This is a genomic window from Halobacteriovorax sp. BALOs_7, assembly GCF_003612895.1.
Taxonomy (GTDB): domain Bacteria; phylum Bdellovibrionota; class Bacteriovoracia; order Bacteriovoracales; family Bacteriovoracaceae; genus Halobacteriovorax_A; species Halobacteriovorax_A vibrionivorans.
Genome location: NZ_CP027772.1, coordinates 2,785,631 through 2,808,528, shown reverse-complemented (window position 1 = coordinate 2,808,528; position 22,898 = coordinate 2,785,631). Strand labels below are relative to the sequence as shown.

19 protein-coding genes are annotated in these 22,898 nt (G+C 36.3%); 9 read left to right on the top strand and 10 right to left on the bottom strand.

Annotated elements, in window-relative coordinates:
- The first annotated feature begins 14 nt into the window (after nucleotides 1–14).
- Nucleotides 15–2,048, top strand: coding sequence for a M3 family metallopeptidase (locus BALOs_RS13280; protein ID WP_114705687.1), 2,034 nt, complete (start codon nucleotides 15–17; stop codon nucleotides 2,046–2,048).
- A 233-nt stretch (nucleotides 2,049–2,281) separates the two neighbouring features.
- On the opposite strand, the gene BALOs_RS13275 is transcribed toward BALOs_RS13280, so the two are convergent.
- Genes BALOs_RS13275 through BALOs_RS13265 form a run of 3 tightly spaced genes read right to left on the bottom strand, consistent with a single transcriptional unit; the run spans nucleotide 2,282 to nucleotide 5,599 of the window.
- Complete coding sequence (locus BALOs_RS13275; RefSeq protein WP_120405444.1) at nucleotides 2,282–3,343, bottom strand: saccharopine dehydrogenase; 1,062 nt, start codon at nucleotides 3,341–3,343, stop codon at nucleotides 2,282–2,284.
- A gap of 22 nt (nucleotides 3,344–3,365) precedes the next feature.
- A complete protein-coding gene (locus BALOs_RS13270) occupies nucleotides 3,366–4,613 on the bottom strand; it encodes an MFS transporter (protein ID WP_114705685.1) in 1,248 nt (415 codons plus the stop codon).
- A 2-nt stretch (nucleotides 4,614–4,615) separates the two neighbouring features.
- The gene (locus BALOs_RS13265; protein ID WP_114705684.1) at nucleotides 4,616–5,599 is read right to left on the bottom strand and encodes a nitronate monooxygenase family protein; all 984 of its coding nucleotides are present in this window, start codon (nucleotides 5,597–5,599) and stop codon (nucleotides 4,616–4,618) included.
- 113 nt (nucleotides 5,600–5,712) lie between these two features.
- Here BALOs_RS13265 and BALOs_RS13260 point away from each other — a divergent pair, with 113 nt between their 5' ends.
- From BALOs_RS13260 to BALOs_RS13245, 4 genes are all read left to right on the top strand, one after another.
- The gene (locus BALOs_RS13260; protein ID WP_120405443.1) at nucleotides 5,713–8,370 is read left to right on the top strand and encodes a helicase-related protein; all 2,658 of its coding nucleotides are present in this window, start codon (nucleotides 5,713–5,715) and stop codon (nucleotides 8,368–8,370) included.
- Nucleotides 8,371–8,373: 3 nt separating this feature from the next.
- Nucleotides 8,374–9,201, top strand: coding sequence for a DUF455 family protein (locus BALOs_RS13255; RefSeq protein ID WP_114705682.1), 828 nt, complete (start codon nucleotides 8,374–8,376; stop codon nucleotides 9,199–9,201).
- On the top strand, nucleotides 9,198–10,085 hold the full coding sequence (locus tag BALOs_RS13250; RefSeq protein WP_120405442.1) for a hypothetical protein: 888 nt from the start codon (nucleotides 9,198–9,200) through the stop codon (nucleotides 10,083–10,085). Before BALOs_RS13255 ends, BALOs_RS13250 begins: the two co-directional genes overlap by 4 nt.
- Before the next feature lie 99 nt (nucleotides 10,086–10,184).
- Nucleotides 10,185–11,678 carry a hypothetical protein gene (locus BALOs_RS13245; RefSeq protein WP_120405441.1) on the top strand — a complete coding sequence of 498 codons (1,494 nt, stop codon included), beginning with the start codon at nucleotides 10,185–10,187 and terminating at the stop codon, nucleotides 11,676–11,678.
- 3 nt (nucleotides 11,679–11,681) lie between these two features.
- Here the strand turns inward: BALOs_RS13245 and BALOs_RS13240 are convergent, their stop codons facing one another.
- On the bottom strand, nucleotides 11,682–12,488 hold the full coding sequence (locus BALOs_RS13240; protein WP_114705679.1) for an HD-GYP domain-containing protein: 807 nt from the start codon (nucleotides 12,486–12,488) through the stop codon (nucleotides 11,682–11,684).
- Between the two features lie 187 nt (nucleotides 12,489–12,675).
- Between BALOs_RS13240 and BALOs_RS13235 the strand changes: the two genes are divergently transcribed.
- Together BALOs_RS13235 and BALOs_RS13230 are read left to right on the top strand one after the other, a co-directional pair.
- On the top strand, nucleotides 12,676–13,746 hold the full coding sequence (locus BALOs_RS13235; RefSeq protein WP_120405440.1) for a hypothetical protein: 1,071 nt from the start codon (nucleotides 12,676–12,678) through the stop codon (nucleotides 13,744–13,746).
- A complete protein-coding gene (locus BALOs_RS13230) occupies nucleotides 13,727–14,404 on the top strand; it encodes a hypothetical protein (protein ID WP_120405439.1) in 678 nt (225 codons plus the stop codon). Before BALOs_RS13235 ends, BALOs_RS13230 begins: the two co-directional genes overlap by 20 nt.
- Here the strand turns inward: BALOs_RS13230 and BALOs_RS13225 are convergent.
- Genes BALOs_RS13225 through BALOs_RS13200 form a run of 6 tightly spaced genes read right to left on the bottom strand, consistent with a single transcriptional unit; the run spans nucleotide 14,401 to nucleotide 19,861 of the window.
- Nucleotides 14,401–15,567 (bottom strand): PLP-dependent aspartate aminotransferase family protein, encoded by a 1,167-nt coding sequence (locus BALOs_RS13225; protein ID WP_240406485.1) that lies wholly within the window; start codon nucleotides 15,565–15,567, stop codon nucleotides 14,401–14,403. The two genes, BALOs_RS13230 and BALOs_RS13225, sit on opposite strands and share 4 nt — an antisense overlap.
- 10 nt (nucleotides 15,568–15,577) lie before the next feature.
- Nucleotides 15,578–16,960 carry a pyridoxal-phosphate dependent enzyme gene (locus tag BALOs_RS13220; protein WP_120405437.1) on the bottom strand — a complete coding sequence of 461 codons (1,383 nt, stop codon included), beginning with the start codon at nucleotides 16,958–16,960 and terminating at the stop codon, nucleotides 15,578–15,580.
- Between the two features lie 14 nt (nucleotides 16,961–16,974).
- Nucleotides 16,975–17,958: an ArsA-related P-loop ATPase gene (locus tag BALOs_RS13215; protein ID WP_162929692.1), complete on the bottom strand. Its 984-nt coding sequence runs from the start codon at nucleotides 17,956–17,958 to the stop codon at nucleotides 16,975–16,977.
- Nucleotides 17,959–17,963: 5 nt separating this feature from the next.
- Nucleotides 17,964–18,776 carry an ArsA-related P-loop ATPase gene (locus BALOs_RS13210; protein WP_120405435.1) on the bottom strand — a complete coding sequence of 271 codons (813 nt, stop codon included), beginning with the start codon at nucleotides 18,774–18,776 and terminating at the stop codon, nucleotides 17,964–17,966.
- Nucleotides 18,776–19,426, bottom strand: coding sequence for an outer membrane protein (locus BALOs_RS13205; RefSeq protein WP_120405434.1), 651 nt, complete (start codon nucleotides 19,424–19,426; stop codon nucleotides 18,776–18,778). The genes BALOs_RS13210 and BALOs_RS13205 overlap by 1 nt, the downstream gene beginning before the upstream one ends.
- A gap of 45 nt (nucleotides 19,427–19,471) precedes the next feature.
- Complete coding sequence (locus tag BALOs_RS13200) at nucleotides 19,472–19,861, bottom strand: polyhydroxyalkanoate synthesis regulator DNA-binding domain-containing protein (RefSeq protein ID WP_114705671.1); 390 nt, start codon at nucleotides 19,859–19,861, stop codon at nucleotides 19,472–19,474.
- Between the two features lie 469 nt (nucleotides 19,862–20,330).
- Here BALOs_RS13200 and BALOs_RS13195 point away from each other — a divergent pair, with 469 nt between their 5' ends.
- Together BALOs_RS13195 and BALOs_RS13190 are read left to right on the top strand one after the other, a co-directional pair.
- The gene (locus BALOs_RS13195; protein WP_114705670.1) at nucleotides 20,331–22,193 is read left to right on the top strand and encodes a tetratricopeptide repeat protein; all 1,863 of its coding nucleotides are present in this window, start codon (nucleotides 20,331–20,333) and stop codon (nucleotides 22,191–22,193) included.
- Nucleotides 22,112–22,807, top strand: coding sequence for a hypothetical protein (locus BALOs_RS13190; protein ID WP_162929691.1), 696 nt, complete (start codon nucleotides 22,112–22,114; stop codon nucleotides 22,805–22,807). The genes BALOs_RS13195 and BALOs_RS13190 overlap by 82 nt, the downstream gene beginning before the upstream one ends.
- Nucleotides 22,808–22,898 lie beyond the last annotated feature (91 nt).

Sequence of the window (22,898 nt, the reverse complement as noted above, 5' to 3'; positions counted from 1 at the left end):
ATTTAGGAGTCTATATGTCTAATCCATTATTAGAGAAATTTACGAATCCATATGGCGCAAGACCATTTGATAAGATCAAAAATGAGCACTATATGCCGGCCATTAAAGAAGCCATTAAGATGCACAAAGAAGAAATCGAGGCCATTAAAAACTTTGATGGAGAGCTAACATTTGCCAATATTATTGAGCCATATGCAACTTCTGGAAGTGCTATTGAAGATATTTCAATGATCTTCTTTAACCTAAAATCTGCAAATACAAATGATGAGATGAATGAGATTGCAAAAGAGTTCTCTCCTCTTTTAACTGCACATGGAAATGACGTTAACCTTGATGCTGACTTATTTGCAAAGGTTAAAGTTGTTTTTGATAACAAAGAGAATGAAGATTTAAATGCTGAGCAAACAACACTTCTTAACAAAATCTACAAAGGCTTTGTAAGAAACGGTGCTCTTTTAAATGAAGATGATAAGAATAAGGTAAGAAAGATTGATGAAGAACTTTCTAAGTTAGGTCTTGAGTTCTCGGATCATCTTTTAAAAGAAACGAATCGTTTTGAAATGGTAATTGATAATCAAGAAGACCTTGCTGGACTTCCTGAAGGACTTATTGAAGCTGCTGCAATGACAGCTACTGAAAAAGGTCATGATGGTAAGTGGGTTTTCACTCTTGATTATCCAAGCTTTGGGCCATTCATTACTTATGCCCAAAATCGTGAGCTAAGAAAGCAGATGACAATCGCTTCTGGGACAAAGTGTGCTAAGGGTGATGAACTTGATAACCAAGAAATCGTTAAGAGAATCGCTATGCTTAGACATGAAAGAGCTGGAATTCTTGGTTATAAGAGCCACGCGGACTATATTTTAGAAGAGCGCATGGCAATGAGTGCAAAGAATGTTTTTGATCTTTTAAACCAATTAAAAGACAAAGCCATGCCAGCTGCACTTGAGCATATGGATGAAGTAAAAGCATATGCAAAAGAAAAAGATGGTATCGAAGACTTCGCATCATGGGACTATATGTACTACTATGAGAAGTTGAAGAAAGAAAAGTATAGCATTGATGATGAAATGCTTAAGCCATACTTCAAATTAGAAAATGTTCTTAATGGAGTATTTGAAGTTGCAACAAAATTATACGGACTAAACTTTAAAGAAGTTAGTAATGTTCCAAAGTATCACGATGATGTAATGACTTATGAAATTACAGATCGCGATGGTAACTTTATTTCATTATTCTACGGTGACTACTTCCCACGTTCTTCAAAGCGTGGTGGAGCATGGATGACTGCATTTAGAGAACAATATGTTCAAAATGGTGAGGATATTCGTCCACATATTGCTAACGTTTGTAACTTTACAAAGCCAACGACAACAAAGCCTTCACTTCTAACTTTTAATGAAGTGACGACTCTATTCCACGAATTTGGACACGCACTTCATGGTATTCTAACAAAATGTCAGTACCGTATGCTTTCTGGTCCAAATGTATTCTGGGACTTCGTTGAACTTCCTTCTCAAATAATGGAAAACTGGGCATTTGAAAAAGAATGTCTTGATCTATTTGCTAAGCACTATGAAACAGGAGAGCTAATCCCAGAAGAATTAGTTCAAAAGCTAAAAGATAGTTCAAACTTTGGTGAAGGACGTCACACGATTCGCCAACTAAGCCTTGGGCTTCTTGATATGGCATGGCATTCAGGTGATCCTTCAAATATTACAAATGTAGAAGAATTTGAAACTCTAGCAACTAAGGATGTTCAACTTCTTCCAAAGATTCCAGGAACAATGACTTCTACAGCATTTGGACATATCTTTGCTGGTGGATATTCTGCTGGATACTACTCATATAAGTGGGCAGAAGTTCTTGATGCTGATGCATTTGAACTTTTCCTAGAGGAAGGGATCTTTAATACGACAATTGCTGATCGTTTTAGAGAGAATATCCTTGAAAAAGGTGGCTCAGAACACCCAATGGATCTTTATAAGAGATTCCGTGGCCGTGAGCCAGAGGTTGATGCACTACTTAGACGTGGTGGTCTAATTTAGTGCCCCGCAAAATTGGCCGCCCTCGTCAGCTTCGGCTCCTGCCTCTCGCTGACATACCGGTCATCGTGACCATAAAGGCCAGTCTATTGTTTGCGGCGCTAGCTCCCCAGTCTTTAGCTAAAAAATTATTTCAACAAGCCGGGTTCAAGCCCGGCTTCGTTGTCTCAGGAGCAATGGGAAAGTTATCGCAAAGGAAAAGCGACACTTTAGCTTTGCTAAAGTTAGCAACATGCTTACTTATTAGCAGACTTCTTCGTTTCAAAAATCTCTTTAGCATGCGACCACGTAAAGTAATTCTTCGCATTCTTAAGCTCTAAAAGGTGAGGAATCAATTGATTCGAGTAATCAATCGAGCTCTCTTTTGGTAGGGCCGAAGGAAGATTATCAATGGCGATAATATTGCATTCATGATCGATAGAACTTTCGATTCTATGTAAAGGTTTATCCCATGTTGTATGCACGTCATAAATAGGAATAGGGTTTAAGTCACTATTTGGATCACAACTTACATCACAGATATAAGAGAGCTTCTGGTTTCTCTCCATAAGTGATTTATCAAGAAATGGAGGAATCTTAGTCGTCATAAGAACTGTATTGATAAAGATGTCGGCATTAATGATTTCTTCAAAAGGGCCACCTTTCTTTGTTTCATCCACATCCCAATTAACTGATTCAAGTTCAAGATCATCAAGTAACTCTCTTGCACCACTTCCGCAACGCCCTAAAGCGCCAATGATAAAGGTACAAGGGTTTCTTTTTCCTTGTCTCTTTTCATTTATAACTTTTAGCCATTCATCTTTTGAAGAGTAATGTCGCAGAGGAGCTGGAGACTCTGAGAAGAAGTTCTCTACACTCAAAGCCGCCCCAACATATCCTGCCCAGTAACCAAATGCTGCTACTCTGCGTTTATCTTCATTTAACAAGAATTCAAGATCAAAGAGTGTTCCTTGACCTTCACTGTAGCGATGGAAAACCTTTTCGGCTCCATTTTGTCCTTTATAGATATGGGCAAAGTAAATGTGATTATGTTTAAGTGGAAATGTGTCGGTTTCTTTTAATTCTTTTAGTCCTAAAATAAAGACATCATCCGAGACTGTAGCTTCTTCAATCCAGGCATGACTTTCTTTAATTTCACAACCTAATTTCTCATACTCTTGGATAGGAAAGATACGGTCATTAGATTTTTCTACAATAACTTTGTAACCTGCGTCCAAAAGCTTCTTTGCATTTTCTGGTGTTAGAGGAGTTCTTTTTTCAAACTCTTTATCTTCATCTCTTAACCAAATTGTTGTCATATTGATACCTTCTAATAACGTTTTATATACTGTCTTGGATTGATGTATCCCTTTCGACAGTTTCGTTATTAATATTAAATAATGCTTTCATATCGGAAAATAGCATCCTTGGAAAAATCAAGGTGCAAAATGCGATACATACGATATAGAGTATTTCTTCTGTTTTAAAACTATTTCCAATAAACGTAAGAATGATCCCACCAAGTATATTTGGAACGACGAAGCCTAAGTCGAGCAAGGCAAAACTACGTGCTAGGTACTTAGTTTCTACTTTATTTGAGACATAATTTAGTTGATTTGTTATTCGTATAAAGACAACAAGTCCCCATATAAAGAAGATAATCAAAGTTGCAAAATAGGAAGCTGACAGTAGCCAAACTGCCATTAGTATTGGTTCAATATAAAGCGCTGTTATTATAATTTTACCAACAGATTGATCTTTAAGAATAGTGGAGCTTGCCCAGCCTCCAAAAAGCCCGCCAAGTCCAAAAAGCGCTAATCCAATACCGTAGTCTTGTTTTGTAGCACCTAGAACTTCAGTCATATAAGGAAGTATTAATGGAAACATAAACCCAAGAACGAGCCCCTCGATGACAACGTTGGATAGAATCGCCGATAAAGGTTTTTGAGTCTTGGCGTATTTAATTCCATTCTTTATTTCGGAGATGAACTTCTCACTATCTTCTTCATGTTTAGGAGGATTATAGGTTAGTGACATAATAAAGAAGATACCCACGATATATGTTAGAAAATCTAAGGCAACGACTTCTTTAATACCACCAAAGGCAGTAAACATTGTGGCACCTAGAAAAGGCCCAATCATATGGAGTACTGCAAAGGCCGAACCAAATAATGCGTTTGCCTTATTCATATCCTTTTGAGGAACTATATCATTTACCATTGCCTGGCGTGTTGGATTATACATCCCTGTAAAAAGAGCAATGAGTCCATCACATAAAATGACAACTTCAGGACTTTCCACAAAGAGAATGGTGAAGATAATCGGAATTCTAATATAATTGGTAAAAAGTAATACCTTCTTGCGATTATACTTCTCTCCAATAACACCACCGATGAGATTTCCGATAGTGAGGAATAAGAGAAATACTGCTCGAGCAGCACCGAGATAGGCCTTATTATTACTTGATAGTTCAAAGACTAAGAGCATGAGGGCCGTCTCTGAAACAAAAGACCCAAGCTCAGACGTTAAGCCTGCAATATAGAGCTTTCTAAAATTTTGATAACGTAAAACCTTAGGAAGCTTAAACATAATTACGATCTTTTTGCTAAGAACTCTTCAACTGCTGTTTCATATTCAGTTATCAGTCGTTTAACAATCTCTTGAACAGTTTCAATTTTCTCAATGAATTCGATTGAAGGGCCAGCAACCCAAACAGTTTTATATGTTGCTCCAAAGGCAGCTTTCTCAACTGCTTTCATTCCCTTATAACCAGTGAGCATCTTTGCATATTTTTTAAGCTTCTTATTCTTGCTCATGGCCTTTTCAACGATATTTTGTTCTGTTCCTATTTTTTGTACATAAGGAGTGTTGATAACCGTACAAGGAGTCCCTGAGATCTTATTAGACATGACGATATCCTTGGCGCCGTAATTTACCACAGCTTCTTTATACGCATCTGAAACAATTGACTCTTTTGTCGCGATAAATGGTGAACCAATTGAAACACCTTCACAGCCAAGGGCCATGATACTAAATAAACCAGAACCTGTTGCAATACCACCTGCTGAAATAACTGGTATATCAAGATTTCTTTTAAGTAATGGAACAAGAATACTTGCTGGAGTTGGTCCAGCGTGACCTCCTGCTCCAGAGTTTACAGCGATTACTGCATCGGCTCCTTGATCTTGAACTTTCTTTGCATATTTTAGGTCAACAACATCACAGATAACTTTTGTACCTTGAGGATGACATTTCTCAATTACTTCCTTTGGGTTTCCAAGTGAAGTGATGATAAAGTCGGGTGCATATTTTGCACATAGATCAATTTGCTTGTGCATGTGGATGTTTGACTGATTTACAATGATATTAATTCCAAATGGACCTTCACATCTTTCTTTTAGCTCTTTTAGACCCTCTTCAAATTCCTCTGGTGTTCTCCAGTTTAGCGCTGGAATACAACCCATAATTCCAGCCTTTGAAGCTTCAACTAGCATATCTATACTTGATACGAGGAACATCGGGGCCATGATAATTGGATATTTAATATTAAAAGTTTCTGTGAGCCATGTTTTCATAACGAATCCTATTTATTTTAATTTTCAAATGACCTTTTGATTATAATGTATTTTTTTGTATTTAACACCTAAGATTACTTGCACAATTTCTTCCCGCAACGTATCTTTAAAGCATGAGCTCGCAAGAAATAAATAAGCTACCTGACTTCTCTGACATTAGAGAAAACATTGAAACAGAACGTAAAAATATTATCAAAGTCAATAATTTCGCTGAAGATGATAGTTATGTTAGAACGAGCGAAGATGCTCATATTGTTCTCGATTTTCTAGAGAGTCTTTTGACTCCACTATGGAAAGTCTTTGATGAATATCCATCATTGGTTTACTTCTTTAACAATGAGTTCACTAATTTCAACTTGTTGATAAAGCAAGAAAATATTCTCGATCTAATCTTCATTGATGATTGCCTTATCCCAGAAAAAGAAGCTGTCTTTTTTGGACAAGATGGTGGCCTTTCTCAAAATGTTCTTTCTCTACATGAGAAGACATTCAAGATGTGGTCGCAGAAAATTGTTGATAAGCACAATGAAACACAAAAATTTATTCGTGCAGAAGATGTTGACTTAACTAAACATAAAATTGGTGAGTTAAAATGTCAGTGTATTAAATGTGTAAATGACTTTAGAGCTTTATTAAGAGACTCTGTTTACGAAAGTTGTGTTGAGTTAATTGATTCTAAGAAAGAAACAATCAAAGAAGAAATTGATAGCGGACTCAATACTGTTTCAGATATCGTCTTTGATCTACAAAAAAGACTTGATAAGAGTTTTTATAAATTAAGAAATACAATTAAGAGATCATCTCTTAATCGTCTTGAGAATCAGGTCAAACAATATTACCGTTCTGAATTTTCTTATCCATCAGAATTAGCAAAATTACATAAACGTAATGTGCATATGCTCTTTGATCAGTATCTTGAAGAAAATGAATTAAGTACAGATCTGATCACAGATGATGAGTATCATAAATTCTACTCATCACTTTCAACAAATTATTGGCGTAATGAGCGCTATCTAATTCGTGAATTTAAGAAGTTTGTTAAATCAATTATTATTCTCAAAAAGAAGGATGTATCTTCAACTATCCTTCAAGAATACCTAGGGGAGTTTTGGACTCACTCAGCTGCTAGACAAATGAAGAGAAAGATTGTCTATCACATGGGACCTACAAACTCTGGTAAAACATATCATGCTATTGAGAAGCTCTCGAGTGTTCCTAAAGGTTGCTATCTTGCACCACTAAGACTTCTTGCAGCTGAACTCTACGATACTTTAAACTCTAAAGGTGCAGTTACAACTCTTTTAACTGGTGAAGAAGTTATTGAAAGAGAAGGTTCGACTCACTATTCATCAACGATTGAAATGGCCAGGCTCCAAGAAGTCTTTGACTGTTGTGTAATTGATGAAATCCAAATGATTACAGATCCATCTCGTGGTTGGGCATGGACAAGGGCCTTAGTAAATATCATGGCAGATGAAGTTCACCTATGTGGTGATGCATCAGCTCTTGAGATGGTAAGAAATATTGTCGATCTATGTGGTGATGAACTCATCATAAATGAATATACAAGAATGACTGAGCTCTATGTTGAACCTCATCCAATCGTTCTTGCAGATATGCAAAAGAATGATGCACTTATTGTATTTTCTAGAAAGAATGCACTAAGACACAAGAGAGACCTAGAGCGTCTCGGTTATAAAGTTTCAATTGTATACGGTCGACTCTCGCCGGAGGTTCGTCGTGAGCAAGCGAGAAAATTTGATCAGGGTGAAACTGATGTCATTGTATCAACTGATGCAATTGCTATGGGGATGAACCTTCCAATTAAGAGAGTTGTTTTTACGACTCTATCAAAATTCTATGATGGCCAACAACACGATATCTCAGTAAGTGAGATTAAGCAGATTGGTGGTCGAGCAGGACGTTACCAACGTTTTCCAAAAGGTGCTGTTACTTGTCTTCGTAAAGTTGAAGATGGAATCGAAAGTATTAAAGAGGCCATGAGTGCAGTACTGGAGCAGAGTGAAAAATGTATGGTTGGTCCTGACTTAGATATTTTCAACCAAGTCAACCGTGCTTTAATAGATAATAATCTTCCAAAATTAAAGCTCTCTGAGTTCTTAAGGCTCTTTAACACAATGACATTCCAAAAGCCTTTTGAGTGCGTTGATATGAAAGAGATGATCGAGCTGGCCGAGATGGTTGAGGATGCTGACTCTAATGGGACACTTACTGATGCTGAGATCTTCGGGTTTGCATGTGCTCCAGTAAATTTAGGCTTAAGTGATCATGTTCAACATTATAATTGGATCCTTCATAAGTATGTAAATATGGAAGGGATTCCGGCCGAGCCAATTGAGCATGACTCTGGGGATATTGATTATCTTGAAACTTCGATTAAGTGTGTCGAGCTTTATCAATGGCTCTCAAGACACTTTAATAATAAGAACTTCGTTTATTCAGAAGTTGAGCTTTTAAATAATAAGCAACTTGCTATTGATCAGTTAAATGAACTCTTATCACAAAAAATTGTTGCTAAGTGTTCTTCATGTGGTTGCAAGCTTCCTGATGACTCAAAATTTCCAATTTGTGAGGAATGTTTTGAGAAGAGGAAGGCCGCTCGTCGTAGACCTGGCGGAAATCGCCGAGGTAAGCCTGCCCAAGGTGGAAAAGGCCGTCGTCCAGGTGGTAAAAACTTTAAAGGCAAACCAAATTCTGGACAGGGTAAGCGTAAGAATGTTAGTCGTAAGAGAAAAGTTACCAAACGATGAGTCATGAATATATACGATTACGCAAGGCTATTATTAGAATCACCAACTCTAGAGGATAAGCTTACTGCAACTAGTGTAGTAAGTGATTTATCTTATCAAAAAACGGCCGATGGTATCAAAGATCTCATGCCTGAGCGTGAGTCCCGTATTAAATTTTCTAGTGAGCAAGTGAAATTCCCAAAGAAAGGAAGTTTTCACTTGGATGAAAAGAAGGCCATGGCACTTCACTTCTTTGCTAATCATGAGTTACTGGCGATTGAGATGATGGCGGCTGCTCTAATGTATATTCCAATTGAAGATAAGTCTCAATACAAGCGTATTGCAACGGGAATACTTTCTACAATTGATGATGAAATCAAGCACTTCAATCTCTATCGAAAACGAATGAATGATTTTGGAATAGACTTTGGCGATCTTCCTGTAAATGACTTTTTTTGGCGTCAGATGCAAAAGTTAACAAGCTTTGAAGAATACTTTGCCGTTATGGCATTAACATTTGAAGCTGCAAACTTAGACTTTGCAAAATTCTATCGTGATATATTTGCAGGAGTTGGAGATAAGAAGTCATCTGCAATCTTAAATGTAGTTTATGAAGATGAGATTTCTCATGTGGGATTTGGAATTCATTGGCTAAATCGCTGGAGAAACGAAAAAGACCTTTGGGAGTTCTATGTTTCTTCACTTCCTGACTTACTATCACCAGCAAGGGCCAAGGGTATGATTTTCGATCATGAAGGAAGAGTTCGTACTGGCATGGATGAAGACTTCATTGAGAAGATTAAAAATTATCAAGATGGATTCATCGTTACAAAACGCAAGGAATGGAAGTGAGATTTAGGGTAAACCTCGATTTCGATGCGGCCTTAAGTCGAAATAATAAAAACTTCAAAAATGAAAAGTTCTTAAAAGAGTTAGAGTATATTTTCTTTCTTGTAAATAATAGATCTGATGTAACTCTATGTTCCCAAAATAAATACTCAAATAAGTACTTAAGTCATCTTCATGATCTTGGTTTTACGATACCTAATATTGACGACAATATTACAAATTATATTAACTGGTGGGGTGATTTAGAAAACTTTGAACAGGTTAAAGAGACCAATTCAAAATGTGCTTTAGCGAAATGGCATAGGCCTTTAGCTGATAAGATTATAAGATCTAAAGAGGACTTAGAAGAATCATTTCCAACTTTTTACCGACCAGATCAAACATTTTCTGGAATAGGAAACAAGGTATTAAATTCTGTAAAAGACTTCGAAAGACTAGGGTTTCCAGGTGTTCAATCTCGCTATGTAAAAGTTGTAAAAACATTTGGTGTTACTTACGACTTTAAAAATAATGACTACTTCATTGTAGAAAATTTCGTTAGTGATAAGGGAGAGTTTAAAGGAGGGCGTCTAATTCAAATCAATGAGCTTCCTATTTCTTTTGATCTTGAGAAATACATCAATGATATTAAAGAGCATATTCCAGAAGCTCTTTTAAATAATAAAATTCAATTTGATAATATGATCTATCTTGAAAATTCTGAAACTAAAATTTGTCCTATTGTTGAGATTAATTATCGTCGCACGATGGGAGAAGTCATCATGAATGTAACCAAAGTCTTAGGTGATGGGACATTATATTTTGGTGATAAAACTGCCTTGAATTCAAACTCTTTGATTCTATCTCCTGATTTCGTTAAAAATATTTGCTACTTTAACCGAGCTTAAGGGTTGGTTAAAAGCGCTAAATAGAGAATATTCCTTCATCGATTTCCATTTATACAGTAAAATGAAAGAGTTCTTTAGTTTAGAATTAGGAGAATTTACGTGGCCAAGAAAGGTTTTTTCGACAAGATGAAAGGAAAGCTCAAGAAGTCAGAAGATGATGAAGAGTTACTTGATGAGTATTCTGAAGAGTCTGAAGATGAACTTGATGAAGAAGATGAATCAGTCGATTTAGACGACGCCACGTCTACTGATATAAAGATACCAGGAGGACCTGAGATACAAGGGATTCCAACCGATGAAGATATTTCAGAGTTTGATGATGAAGTCGAAGCTGAAGACGCTATTGATAATGATGAATCAGATGACGAAGAATACGATGATGACGAAGATGAAGATGAGGAAGAGGAAGAAGAGAGCTTCTTAGAGAAACAATTACCTTTTCTTGCAAAGTTATTAAATAAGAAGAAATCTGACGATGATGAAGACGAAGACGATGATGATGAAGAAGATGATGAAGATGATGATGAAGAAGACGAAGAAGATGACGACAAAGAAAAGAGCTTTTTAGAAAAGCAGTTACCATTCTTAGCAAAGCTAATGAAGAAGAAAAAGTCTGATGATGAAGATGACGATGAAGATGGTGACGAGGAAGATGAAGACGAGGATGACGATGATGATGAAGATGAAAAGGATGAGAAAAAAGAGAAGAAAAGCAAACTCATTAAGATCATCTTAATTGTCGCTGTAGTCGCTATGGCCGTTGATACCTTCTTACTTAGTGATTCTTCTGAAGAAGAAGTGCCAGAGGTGGCCCCAGTAAAAAGAAAAGCAAGAAAGCCACGAAAAGCTAAACCAAAGAAAACGCAAGATAAGGCACAAGAAAAAACAGTTCAAAAAGCTGACGAAAAGAAGCCTGAAAATACTAAAGAGGAAACTAAGCCAGTTGTAGAAGCTAAAGATGAGCAACCACAAGGTGATAGTCAACCTGCTGGGCCAAGTGATGAACCTCAGGCGAAACCTTCAGATGAAGTGACAAATCAAAACGTTACTCAAGAAACAAAGTCTGATACTGAAAGCTCTGATGGTAATGTTGATTCAATGAATGAACCACAAGTTGAAGATCAAGCAACTACAACGAATCAGGAGTTAGGTGAGAAAACGCAGGAGCCATCTTCTGATCCACTTATTGTGGCGCCTTTGCCTGAGACTAGTGATATGGATTCTACTATGATGGGTGAAGCAAGTGATTCCAATGAAGATGAAGATCAAAAAGAGTCTCTTGATTCTGCTTTAGGAAAAATCGTCGATAAGCTTGAAGAAAACAAAACGGCCACAAAGGATAAGGTTAAGTATAGTGCTCCACCTAATTATGAAAACTTTGGTCGTGGACTTGTTTATAATTGTAAAGGAAAACACTGGGCATGTGTTGATCGTGAAGCATATATGAGCTGTAAGGCAAACCAAGCTTGGTTTAGACAAGAAGGCAAGCCAACGGAATGTGCAACATCGAAGATTTTAGCAACGGAATACGATTGTAGAACTTTACAGGAGTATAATATTAATACTGTTGCTGAAACACCAAAGTGTGATTAGAGATTAAGCAGCATCTTTTTTGAAGAGGCCATCTATGATAGTAAGAGTAAAAGTTTTCTCTTGCTTAGCTTCTTCTTTTTTCATTGCGCGAATAAATGCTTGTGCTAGCTCTGGGTCAAATTGTGATCCAGAGAACTCATCGAGTTCTTCATAAGCAACTTCATAATCAAGTCCCTTACGGTAAACTCTTGTTGAAGTCATAGCATCAAATGTATCAGCAATAAGAATAATTCTAGAGAAAAGAGGAATCTCTTCGCCTTTTAGTCCTTCCGGATAACCACGTCCATCCCATCTCTCATGATGGTATTTTGCAAACTTTGCAACTTTTTCAAAATGAGTAAAGCCTTGTAGGATTTCATAAGATTTCTCAGGATGACTCTTCATTTGAAGGAATTCATCTTCAGTAAGTCTTGATGGTTTATTAAGAACGGAGTCAGGAACTCCAATTTTACCAATATCATGAAATAGAGCAGATAGTTCTAGGTCATATAATTCTTCTTCATTTAGTCCAATTTCTCTTCCTAAAGTGAGGCTGAAATAAGCAACGCGAGTACTATGTCCATATGTATAATGATCTTTGCAGTCTAGTGCGTGAAGGATTGTTCGAGCGGCCATCTCACAGATCTTTTTCTGTTCTAGTTTTAAGGCCTTGTTTTCTGCTTCTAATACGGCAGTAGGATCTGTCTGTACAGAGTTTGAAACCTTGTTCTTTGTGTTGGCTTTAGGTGATGTCGTTTTTTTGTCAGCACTCTTACGAGTACTCGCTTTTTTTCTGCGTTCACCCAAATTTACGATTTTGCTCTTCTTCATTTATCAAGACCTAGTGTTATAGTCAGGTTATACCCATATTCTAATAATTCTTCGGGTTATTCTTAAGGAATCTTTAATTTAATCGGGGCATTAGTATGATATTAGTCGCTTATTGTGCTAGAATACTTTCTTAAGGTGCCAAAATTTAGTGCCATACCTATATAATTTTGAATACTTAGGAAGAGTTATGCACGTTCGAATTATTGATTCAGATATCGATAAAATTGCCGTCGATAAGCTAAATAATCTATTAGAATTATTAAATTTACCACAATCTCAAGAGGGACAATCTTCAATTGACCGTGAACTTGATGCAAGTCAAGTGGTGTTTACAAAGTCATTTAAGAATGTCGAAAGCAAGGACCATTTTATTATTATCTATAATGAAGGGGATGATCTTGATCGTTCATTATTAGATAATGAGATGTGTCTTGGAATATTTTTTGCAGACAAGTCTGTAGAAGAAAACTATCTCAATATAAAAAATGCGATAGAAGGGCTAAGAGCGTTAGAAACTCAAAAGCAATTATTATTCAAGATGAATTCTGTTATGGAAGGACTTGTTGGCCAAGTCGAAAATATTAAAGAAATGCATCGTAATATGGCGCCTTTTAGAAGTGAAAAGCTAAGAGGAGTAGGAATTACTTCACGCTTTTGTGCTGGTACATCAAATGGTGGCGAGTTTTTTGACTTCTTTAAAATTGGTGGCGAAGTATGGATTGTTTCATTACATGCATCATCATATATGCTTATCGGAAACTTCTTATCACTAATCGAAACTTGGAAGCTAGAGTCTAATATTGATATGACTAAAGTCATCTCAAACTTAGAAAGTAAGAAAGATGACTTTAGTGAATATGGAGATGCTTCCATTTTAATTGCTAGAATTAAGCTTTCAGACTTAAGTGCTGAGGTGCTTAATATTGGTGATCATGAATTATTAAATAAAGCTGGTGTTGTATTAGCGAGAAATGGTAGCGCGTTCCCATCGAACTATAATACATCAACGCAAGAAGTTCAGTTAAATAAAGGTGAAGGCCTGTTATTACTATCTCCTGGCTTTTTTAAGAATATTGAAGATAAAATTGATGGAGAAGAGTATTTAACATTTGTTAAAAAGAATTGGGCGGCTCCTGTTGAATTCATTAGTGAATTAACATTTCAAACAAAAAAGGGCTATAATGAGAATGACTTCTTACCAAATGATCAAACAATTCTAATGATAGAGGTAGATAAAAATGCAATTTCTAAAATTTAGTATTCTATTTTTAACAATTAATTCAGTAATAGCATTTACAGGGACTGAATGTTTTCAGTCTTCCTTTGATGTTTCTGTCTCTCATAAGTCATCACCATTTGGACTTTTAAATAAAACCCTGACTATTTCTAAAAAAGAATGTGAAGTCGAAGTGGCCCATAACGAATATAAGTATCACAATCGATCGTGGGTGATTGATATTTGTCGAGATCCAGTTCATATAAAATCAACGACGACGTCAATCGATGTTTATCGTAAGGCCGGAGAGTGTCATAAAACTTCAAATGACTTCTGTGATGAGTATAAGACAATACGTAAAATTATCGAAGATGATGGGCTTATCTTTGCAGAAGGTGCAAAGAATAATCTTAATGATCCACACGGAAGAGTTTTTTGTGCAAGCTTAGTACTAAACGCATACTTGAAAGAAAATAATATTTTTAATCGCAATGGTAATTATGATTCATTAATGATTCGTAAGCCAATTGCGAGAATACCTGAAGATATAAAAAAAGCTAGAGCAGAGTTCAAAGCAGAGGAAGAAACAAAAGTTGAGACAACGCAAGACAAAGCAGCAGAGACTGAAGTTGAAGAGTCTTCAGACACAAGCTCTGATGGCCTTGAAATTGATGAAAATGCAGGCCCTGGAACTTTCTAGATTGTCTTAAATGCTCTTTCTAAATCTGAAATTAAATCATTAGCATCTTCAATACCTACAGATAGCCTTATTAGGTTATCTGTTAGGCCGATACTTTCACGAACATTCTTTGGAACGGAAGCATGAGTCATGATGGCCGGGTGTTCAATTAAGCTCTCAACACCACCAAGGCTTTCAGCTAAAGAGAACATGTCGACGTTTTGTAAAAACTTCTTAGACTTTCTAATGTCACCTTTTAGGAAAAATGTAATCATCCCTCCAAAGCCACTCATTTGTTTTTTTGCGATTTTATATTGAGGGTGACTCTTAAGGCCTGGGTAGAGAACTTTATCTACTTTTGGATGCGACTCGAGATACTTTGCTATTTTCATTGCATTCTTTGCATGAGCTTCCATTCTAATCGCAAGAGTCTTGATACCTCTAAGTACTAACCAAGAGTCAAATGGTGATTGTGTTGGTCCAAGAGATTTTTGAAGTGTCCAAAGTTTCTCGTAAAGTGCTTTGTTGTTGAGCATACAGGCTCCACCAACAACATCAGAGTGACCATTGATATATTTAGTCATTGAGTGCATCACAATGTCAGCACCAAGATCTAATGGGTTTTGAAAATAAGGACTCATAAATGTGTTATCAACAACAGTTAAAGTCTTATATTTTTTCGCAAGTTCTGAAACTTTCTTAATATCAGAGATTTTTAAAAGTGGGTTCGTTGGTGTTTCTACCCACATTAATTTAGGCTTATGTTCTTTTAGTGCCTCTTCAACTTTTTTAGGATCTGTTGTATCGACAAAGATAAACTTATGAATGGAATTAAAAACGGTCGTAAAGAGACGATAAGTTCCACCATATACATCATCACCACAAAGAATCGTTGATCCTGCTGGCAGAGCGTGCATTATTAGCATCTCAATTGAAACACCGCTTGAAGTTGCCAGTGCATACTTTGAGTTTTCTAGTGCCGCAAGTGATTCTTCTAATCGCGTTCTTGTTGGATTATGACAACGTGAATACTCGTAGCCTTGATGAATACCTGGGCTTGTTTGAGCATATGTTGTTGTTTGATGAATTGGCGGTATAACTGCGCCTGTTTCTTTATCGGGGTGTGCCCCGGCATGGATGCATACCGAGGCTTTTGCTGCTTTTTTAAGAGTGCTTTTCTTCAAGCCTTGATCCTTAGTTAGAACCTTTTTCTGACATATACTGAAGAACATCAATTTCTGATAATAAATCAGAAACTTTTCCATCTTTAGTGATAATGGCAACTTCCTTCTTTAGTAGTGCATCAGCAACTGTTTCAAGAAGTTCATTACAATCCACAACTCTGTAGTTGTTAGAGATAGCTAATGAAATATTATCATCTTTTTGGAACTCACCCATGATAACTGGTTTAATTAGACTCTTTTCTGTACAAAGACCAAGAATGTCACCATTTTTACTAACAACTGGAACTTGAGAAATATTCTTTTCCTCCATTAAAGTAATGGCCTGTCCAATAGTCGTTGTATCTTCAACAGTAATAATATTTCCATTCTTACCAAGAGTATTTAATACCTCTGAAATTTGAACATTGAATGATGAATCTAAGTATCCACCATCACTCATCCAATCATCGTTATAGATTTTTGAAGCGTAACGGTTTCCTGAATCGTGAAGAAGAATAAGAATCTTTTTCTTAGTAGTTTGTTTCTTCGCATATTTTAGAGCACCTTCAATAACGGCACCTGCTGATCCACCAGCATAAATACCTTCTTCTTTAAGAAGTTTTCGAGTCATTAGGAAAGACTCTTTATCATTAACAACTTCAAAGTCATCAATTAAATCAAAGTCATAATTCTCTGGAATGAAGTCCTCGCCAACACCTTCTAGAACATATGAGTGAGCTTGTCCCATTTCTCCAGTCTTGTGGTAACCAGCGATGATTGAACCAACACAATCAACACCGATAATCTCAACCTTATCCATTTTTTCTTTGAAGTAACGCCCACAACCACTGATTGTCCCACCAGTTCCAACTGCGGCCATAAATACATCAAAGTCACCTTGAGTTTGCTCATACATTTCTGGAGCTGTCCAAGTGTAGTGTGTATTTCTATTATGTAGATTATCGTATTGATTTACGTAAAATGAATTTGGAATTGTTTCAGAAAGTTTCTTTGAAACAGAGTAGTAAGAACGAGGATCTTCTGGCTCTACGTTTGTTGGACAAACAACAACTTTTGCTCCAAATGCTCTAAGGTTATCGATCTTTTCTTTTGATTGCTTATCAGCAAGTACGAAAATACATTTGTATCCGTGAACTGCTGCCCACATCGCAAGACCAACCCCTGTATTCCCAGAAGTACCTTCGATGATCGTTCCGCCTGGCTTTAGATCACCTTCTTCTACTGCACGATCAAGCATGTATGCACCGATACGATCCTTAGTTGAACCACCTGGGTTCATATATTCTAATTTTACGTAAATTTCGCAATTAAGGTCCTTACCGATATGATTAAGTTTTACAATTGGTGTATTCCCAATTGCTTCGACAACGTTTGCTTTAGCACCTTTCATCATAATTAAATCTCCATTTACTTCCAGTGTTCTTCTAACTCTTCTAACTGCTTGATAGGATCAAACGTTGAGAGGTCTGGAAATGTAATTGCTTCAATCTGTGATTTCTTTGAGATCGAAGTTTTTATTTCTTCTTGTTTGATTATTATATCTTTAAATTCTTTCATTTTTTCTGTCTTGGGTTCCCAAGAGGCGAGGTTGTTATACCATGATTTGTTAATTATTAGGTAACGTTCTGTGGTCATTTGGGCCTGAATTGAGTCAAGAATCTGTTGAGTTTCAACCTCTTTCATATGCTCAGCAGAAGTAACGAGATACCACCTCGATCGCTGGGCACTATTGAGAACTTTTTCAACTTTAATACCTTCAATAAACTTATCTCGATTCTCATAGAGAATAGTGATGGCCTCAAGAAAGTCATTAATAAAGCCCTTGCCGGTAACACTTTCTAAATAATTAAGAAACTTCTCAATCCCAGCGGTAATAATGCGGTTAAAGAAGCGTCCAGGCTTATTCTTATTAGTAATGTACATGAATGCATCAGCAAATGTTTTATTAAAGAATTTATTAATCTTATTTGATGAATTCAAAAAGTCTAAGAAGTTCTTTCCTGGCGCAGTGTCGACGACGATAGAGTCATATTTTTTAGTTTCAAGTTGATTTTGAATCTCTAGGACTGCAAGAATCTCATTTAGGCCACCGCGACTACTTGTTAAGTTTTCTAGTATTTTATTATCGACTTTTTTCCCGAGAATCTTTTCAAATGATGTTTTAGGATCAAGTAATAAAACATCAAAGCTGATTTCCTTATCAGTGAACTTAATCACTTCAGATGCATCCTTTAAGCTAAGTAATTGACGCAGTCTTTTGGCCGGATCAATCGTTATTAAAAGAACATTCTTTTTTTGAGAAGCTAGAAAGAAGGCACGTGAAGTTGAAATCGTTGTCTTTCCAACGCCACCTGTTCCACAAAATATTTCGACTTCTCTATAGCTTTCCACGATTCCTACTTTGATTTAAAAATATCAATTTTCTTTGTAATAATTCTTGTTAATTCCTCGACTTGTTCTTTTTGTGTCGGTACGACAATTTGAGGGAAACTCAGGTGAGGGTTAACCTTAAATTTCTCTTTTAGGCTTTCTTGGTCTTGGATTTTTGCCCTGATAAAATCTGGCGTATCATCCTCTGGAAAGTCATTTAGTGAGAGATCACAATTTAGGATCTCAATTGTCGAGAGATTATATTTCTCTTTTAGTTCTCGCTCTAGTTCTTGGCCTTCTTCAATGGCAAGCTCTGTCGGGATGCTAACAACCACACATTGAGTATGTTTGTCGTTTGTTAAAAAGTTATGCATTTTATCGATATCATTTGCAATGGGACCGATTTTAAAAATATCTTTAAAGACTTTTGGTGAATGTATTGTCGAAAGAAGATGGCCCGAAGCCGGTGCATCAACGACGACGATATTGCGATCATCTCGAGCAAGATCAATAATATGCCCTAAGAAGATGAGTTGCCCAAAGCTTGGAACCATATCAAATAATGCATTAAAAAAAGATGTTGATACAATCCACTTTGCAATTGTTTTGGAGTTTAGTTTTCTCGCAATATACTCTTGAACTGAACTAATATGCGTTAACTCAACAGTATTAACATTTAACTTATTGATAAGATCCTTATCAGCATTTTGTTCAAACGAAAAAAAATAGACGTTCTTATTTTGATCGAGTTCAGTTAGAGACTTGGTCAAGGCAAGTGAAGTGAGGGTTTTTCCGACACCTCCCTTACCTGTGACTATATATAAGTCTTTAAACTTCATTAGAATTTATAGAATGCAGTAAGAAGCATTTTAAAATAATAACCTTCTACGTCTGCAGTGCTTTCTTGTTCGACATCAAAAGGATTGTTGTAAATGAACATTCCACCAACTGAAATCTTGCGATTTAGATCGAAGTCAGCTCCAGCAACGGCTTGATAACCGAATACTGTCTTACCTTTTGATTTATAGTTTACAGTTTTTAATTGAGGACGGAAGAAGCCAAGTCCACCACCAACAAATGGTTGGAAGGCATCATAGTGAAAAAGTTTTCCTTTAGCACCAAGAACAAGTCCCGAGATTTTTGAATACGTACCTTTCTCTTCTAGTTCATGTTTTGAGAAGTGAAGGTTGGCATAAAAGTCAAAAGAGTATGAAGCCTTGTAATTATAAAAGAGTTCGGCCGTGATCTTATCTTCACCGTTGTCTTTAAAATCACTCATTAATAAAGTTTGCCCAATTCCAATCCCAAGAGAATGGATGTGCAATTCTTGACCGCTTAAAAGTTGAGCTGCAGCGACCGCATCCTCATTCTTTTTGGCTGAATTCTTTGATGTTAATTGCTTAACGGTTTGTGCCTGAGCACTAAAAATAAAAAGGCCTGCTAGAATAACTGCAGGCCTTAATATAGATTTTGAAATTTTTAAAATCATTTCACCCTCTAAACTAAATATATATGCAGTAATAACTGCCCTATATTAGTTTAAAGTAGTCGTAGTTTCAACAGAAGAGTTTAGGTTTGCTGCACTGTTGAAAGAGTTGAAAGACTGAGCTGGAGCTTCTTCAACTACTGGAGCTTCAATTCCTTCTAGTCCTCTAATATAACCAGTGAATGTACCTTCTTCACCACGGATAACTCTCTTAAGAAGTTCAACGTCACCTGGCTTAGTTGATTTTTTCTCTTGATCAAAAAGAAGTTGGATTTGAGTCATGTAAGTAATGTCATTTTTTGTTTTGTTATCAATTACTTGAATCTCGTGACCTTCTCTGATGATTTGAGCGATCTCTTCAAGAGTCACGTAGCAACTTTGATGAGTGTCATAAAGTTTTCTGTTTTGGTACCTTTTAATAATTCTTACATCATTCATTCTACTACCCCTATTGGTTTTAACGAATATAGCTCAAAAGATTAATGAGATCTCCTGAGTTAAAACTAGTTAATAATTAACACGTTGCCTCGTAATAGTTAAGCTCTTTGTATTAATTTCATTTCTCAACAAAAATTAATAAAATTAAGTACTTAGTGGTTCATCTTTTTTTGCTTCAAGCTTTAGCCTTAAGCGATATTTATTGATTCCCACCGTGTCTATTGCTCAGCGTTTTGAAAATTGCATCAGAGAAGTAACAATCAATGACAGTAACTGTCAAGCAATTGCGATCTTAATTTTATCTAAATTACAAGAGAATCCGTTTAATTCCCCTAATTTCGGTGACTTAGTGCAACTAAGCTTTTGTGGCCTGTTATTTCTGCCGGGGGTCATTTTACTGAGAATTCTTTTTAAGAAATATCTATTTAGGTCGAAGAGGTACCAAGGCATAAAGGCCAAGGATTGTTTAATGTTCAAATTTTTCTTTAAAAAATCAATACTTCTTCTACCGCTTGCAGCATTAGTGAGCTGTGCGACACATACAGATAAGATGACGGAAACTCAGCTTATTAACAAGGCCGCAGAGATTAAAATATCTAATTTTGAAGAAGCAAAGCGCGCACGTGAATTCGTTGAGAATTCTCTAGCGGAAGTAGTAGCTGATGCTAAAGAAAGAGGCGAAGAATCAATTAATTATGTGGCCAGTGATCTCTTTCTTAAGGCTTCTGACGCCTCCCTTGCTGGTGATGCAGCATCTGCATCATTGATTCTAAAATATGTCGTAGAATTAAAGCCAAATGATATTTATCTTCGTCGAAAGTATGCAGTTGAACTTATCAAATCAAGTCAACTAGAAGAAGGAAAGAAAGAGTTAAACTACTTAATTGAACATGCAGATGAAGATGTAAAAGCAAAGGCACGTCTTTTACTTGCCGGTGTCTATGGTGCACTAGGCGAGAACAAAACAGCAATTAAATTGTATCGTAATCTTGTCTATAAAACACGACCACTTTTAAGTGAAGCTTGTATATATTTATCGAAAGCATACGTTGATGATAAGAAAGTAAAGAAGGCCATTGGGACACTTAGTTATTGTTCTCAAAAGGATCGCTCAAATCGTAGTGAATATGCTTTTCATAAAGGAAAGATCTACTTTGAAAAGTCGAAATATAAATTAGCAAAGAAGTATTTTAATATCTCTCTAAAGCTTGATCCAACCAATCAGCAAAGTACAATTCTGCTTGGTGTTGTTTTGGAGCAAGAGGGGAAATACGATGCAGCAAAAATTTTATATCGCAAGTTTTTAAAATACGATCCAAGTAATTACACAGCACTTGGGAAGTATGTGAACTTACTATTTGCTGATGGCGAATACGATGAAGTCGTACCATATTTAGAAAAGCTACTTGCACTTGATCCAGAAAACTTAAATTTAAAAGTTAGACTTGGTGTTATTTATACTGAAACCAATCGAATCGAAGATGCAAAAAGTGTCTTTAAAGAAATTCTCGACGTCATTCCAGACTCAGATAAAGTGCTTTATTACTTAGCAAGCTTATATCAAAAAAGTGAAGATGGAGATCTTGCGGTTACTTACTACTCACGAATTAAAGAAGATAGCTCTCTTTACCACGAGTCAAATATTCAAATTGCAAATATTTTAAATGCTTATGCACAAAAAGACTCAAAGCAAGAAAAGCGCTTTGTGGATTTTGTAAAAGAGAGATCTAAAACATCTAAAGAGTTAAGATTTGAATTAGAAGTTATTTTGGCCGGATATTATGAGACGAAAAGAGATCTTGGACAAGCAATTGCACTAATGGAATCTCATGTTGAGCACGATAACTACACTGATGGACACGCTTACTACTTAGCTTCACTCTACGAAAAGAATAAGTCATTTGTTAAAGCAGAAAAGATTATGCTGGATATTCTAAAAAGAGATCCAAATAATTCTCATGCTTTAAATTTCTTAGGCTACACTTACTTAGAACAGGGCGTTCATATGGACAAGGCCTACACTTATATTAAAAGAGCGGTTCAATTGAATCCTAAAGATGGCTACATTAGAGACTCACTGGGTTGGTACTATTATAAGACTGGTGATTACAAAAAAGCATATCGTGAAATAAAGAAAGCCTTTGCTCTTGTTAGTGATGATGTTGTCATTGCAAAGCATTTAGGGCTCATATATACTTCACTTAATAAGCCTGAAAGGGCCCGTCACTATTATGTCGAGGCATTGAAAAATTGTACAAAAGTAAAAGAACGCGAAGAAATTCTCAATTATATCGAAAAGCTGGACTCTGCGCGCTTGCCTGCTTCACGTTAATTTCATGTGCAACACCTAAGAAAACTTCAACGAGTACAAAAGCTTCTACAGATAAAGTCACTGCACATAAATTGTTAAGCAGCGGACTATGTAAAGAGTTTAAGGGAAGAGGTCGTCTTAACTTTGGTAAGAAGCAAGAGCGTTTCACTTATAATGCAATTTTTAATAAAGAAACATTTAGTCTTGCTATCGATGTTCCGTTTAAAGGACAAGAGACTTTGATTCTTCCATTAGCGACAGGAAAAAAAGTAGAGGGAACTCTTTATAAGAAAATTTCCAAAAACCTTGTTGCGGCAAATCATTTACGCACAAAAAATATTCTTGATAACTTCCTGATGCAAAATCGTCTTTTATTTAGTGATATTAGAAATGTCGACAGTAATTATTGTGACGACAAGTGTCTTCCCGGAAAAGTAACTCACTTCAGTGATGGTAAACTCGTTTATTCTAAGCAAATGAGTGGGCCGTTTGAATTCAAGGCAGAGTTCAGTCGACTTGTGGCAAATGAGTATAAGGTTATTCAGCTTCATGGCCTAAGGAATTTCAAGAATTCTCAAAAGAAGCAGCGCGTTTTAGCGTTGGATCTAATTGTCGATTCGTGCGGTAGTATCTAGCAGTGCGGTAGTGCAAGTCCTAATAATTCCTAGTAAATTTATCTTATCTCTTGTATAAATTAGTCTGTTATTATTCTGTGCAATAATTTTA

Coding starts and splice junctions, on each gene's coding strand:
- BALOs_RS13280 (WP_114705687.1), top strand. CDS start 15: ATGTCTAATCCATTATTAGAGAAATTTACGAATCCATATGGCGCAAGA.
- BALOs_RS13275 (WP_120405444.1), bottom strand. CDS start 3,343: ATGACAACAATTTGGTTAAGAGATGAAGATAAAGAGTTTGAAAAAAGA.
- BALOs_RS13270 (WP_114705685.1), bottom strand. CDS start 4,613: ATGTTTAAGCTTCCTAAGGTTTTACGTTATCAAAATTTTAGAAAGCTC.
- BALOs_RS13265 (WP_114705684.1), bottom strand. CDS start 5,599: ATGAAAACATGGCTCACAGAAACTTTTAATATTAAATATCCAATTATC.
- BALOs_RS13260 (WP_120405443.1), top strand. CDS start 5,713: ATGAGCTCGCAAGAAATAAATAAGCTACCTGACTTCTCTGACATTAGA.
- BALOs_RS13255 (WP_114705682.1), top strand. CDS start 8,374: ATGAATATATACGATTACGCAAGGCTATTATTAGAATCACCAACTCTA.
- BALOs_RS13240 (WP_114705679.1), bottom strand. CDS start 12,488: ATGAAGAAGAGCAAAATCGTAAATTTGGGTGAACGCAGAAAAAAAGCG.
- BALOs_RS13235 (WP_120405440.1), top strand. CDS start 12,676: ATGCACGTTCGAATTATTGATTCAGATATCGATAAAATTGCCGTCGAT.
- BALOs_RS13230 (WP_120405439.1), top strand. CDS start 13,727: ATGCAATTTCTAAAATTTAGTATTCTATTTTTAACAATTAATTCAGTA.
- BALOs_RS13220 (WP_120405437.1), bottom strand. CDS start 16,960: ATGATGAAAGGTGCTAAAGCAAACGTTGTCGAAGCAATTGGGAATACA.
- BALOs_RS13210 (WP_120405435.1), bottom strand. CDS start 18,776: ATGAAGTTTAAAGACTTATATATAGTCACAGGTAAGGGAGGTGTCGGA.
- BALOs_RS13205 (WP_120405434.1), bottom strand. CDS start 19,426: ATGATTTTAAAAATTTCAAAATCTATATTAAGGCCTGCAGTTATTCTA.
- BALOs_RS13200 (WP_114705671.1), bottom strand. CDS start 19,861: ATGAATGATGTAAGAATTATTAAAAGGTACCAAAACAGAAAACTTTAT.
- BALOs_RS13195 (WP_114705670.1), top strand. CDS start 20,331: ATGTTCAAATTTTTCTTTAAAAAATCAATACTTCTTCTACCGCTTGCA.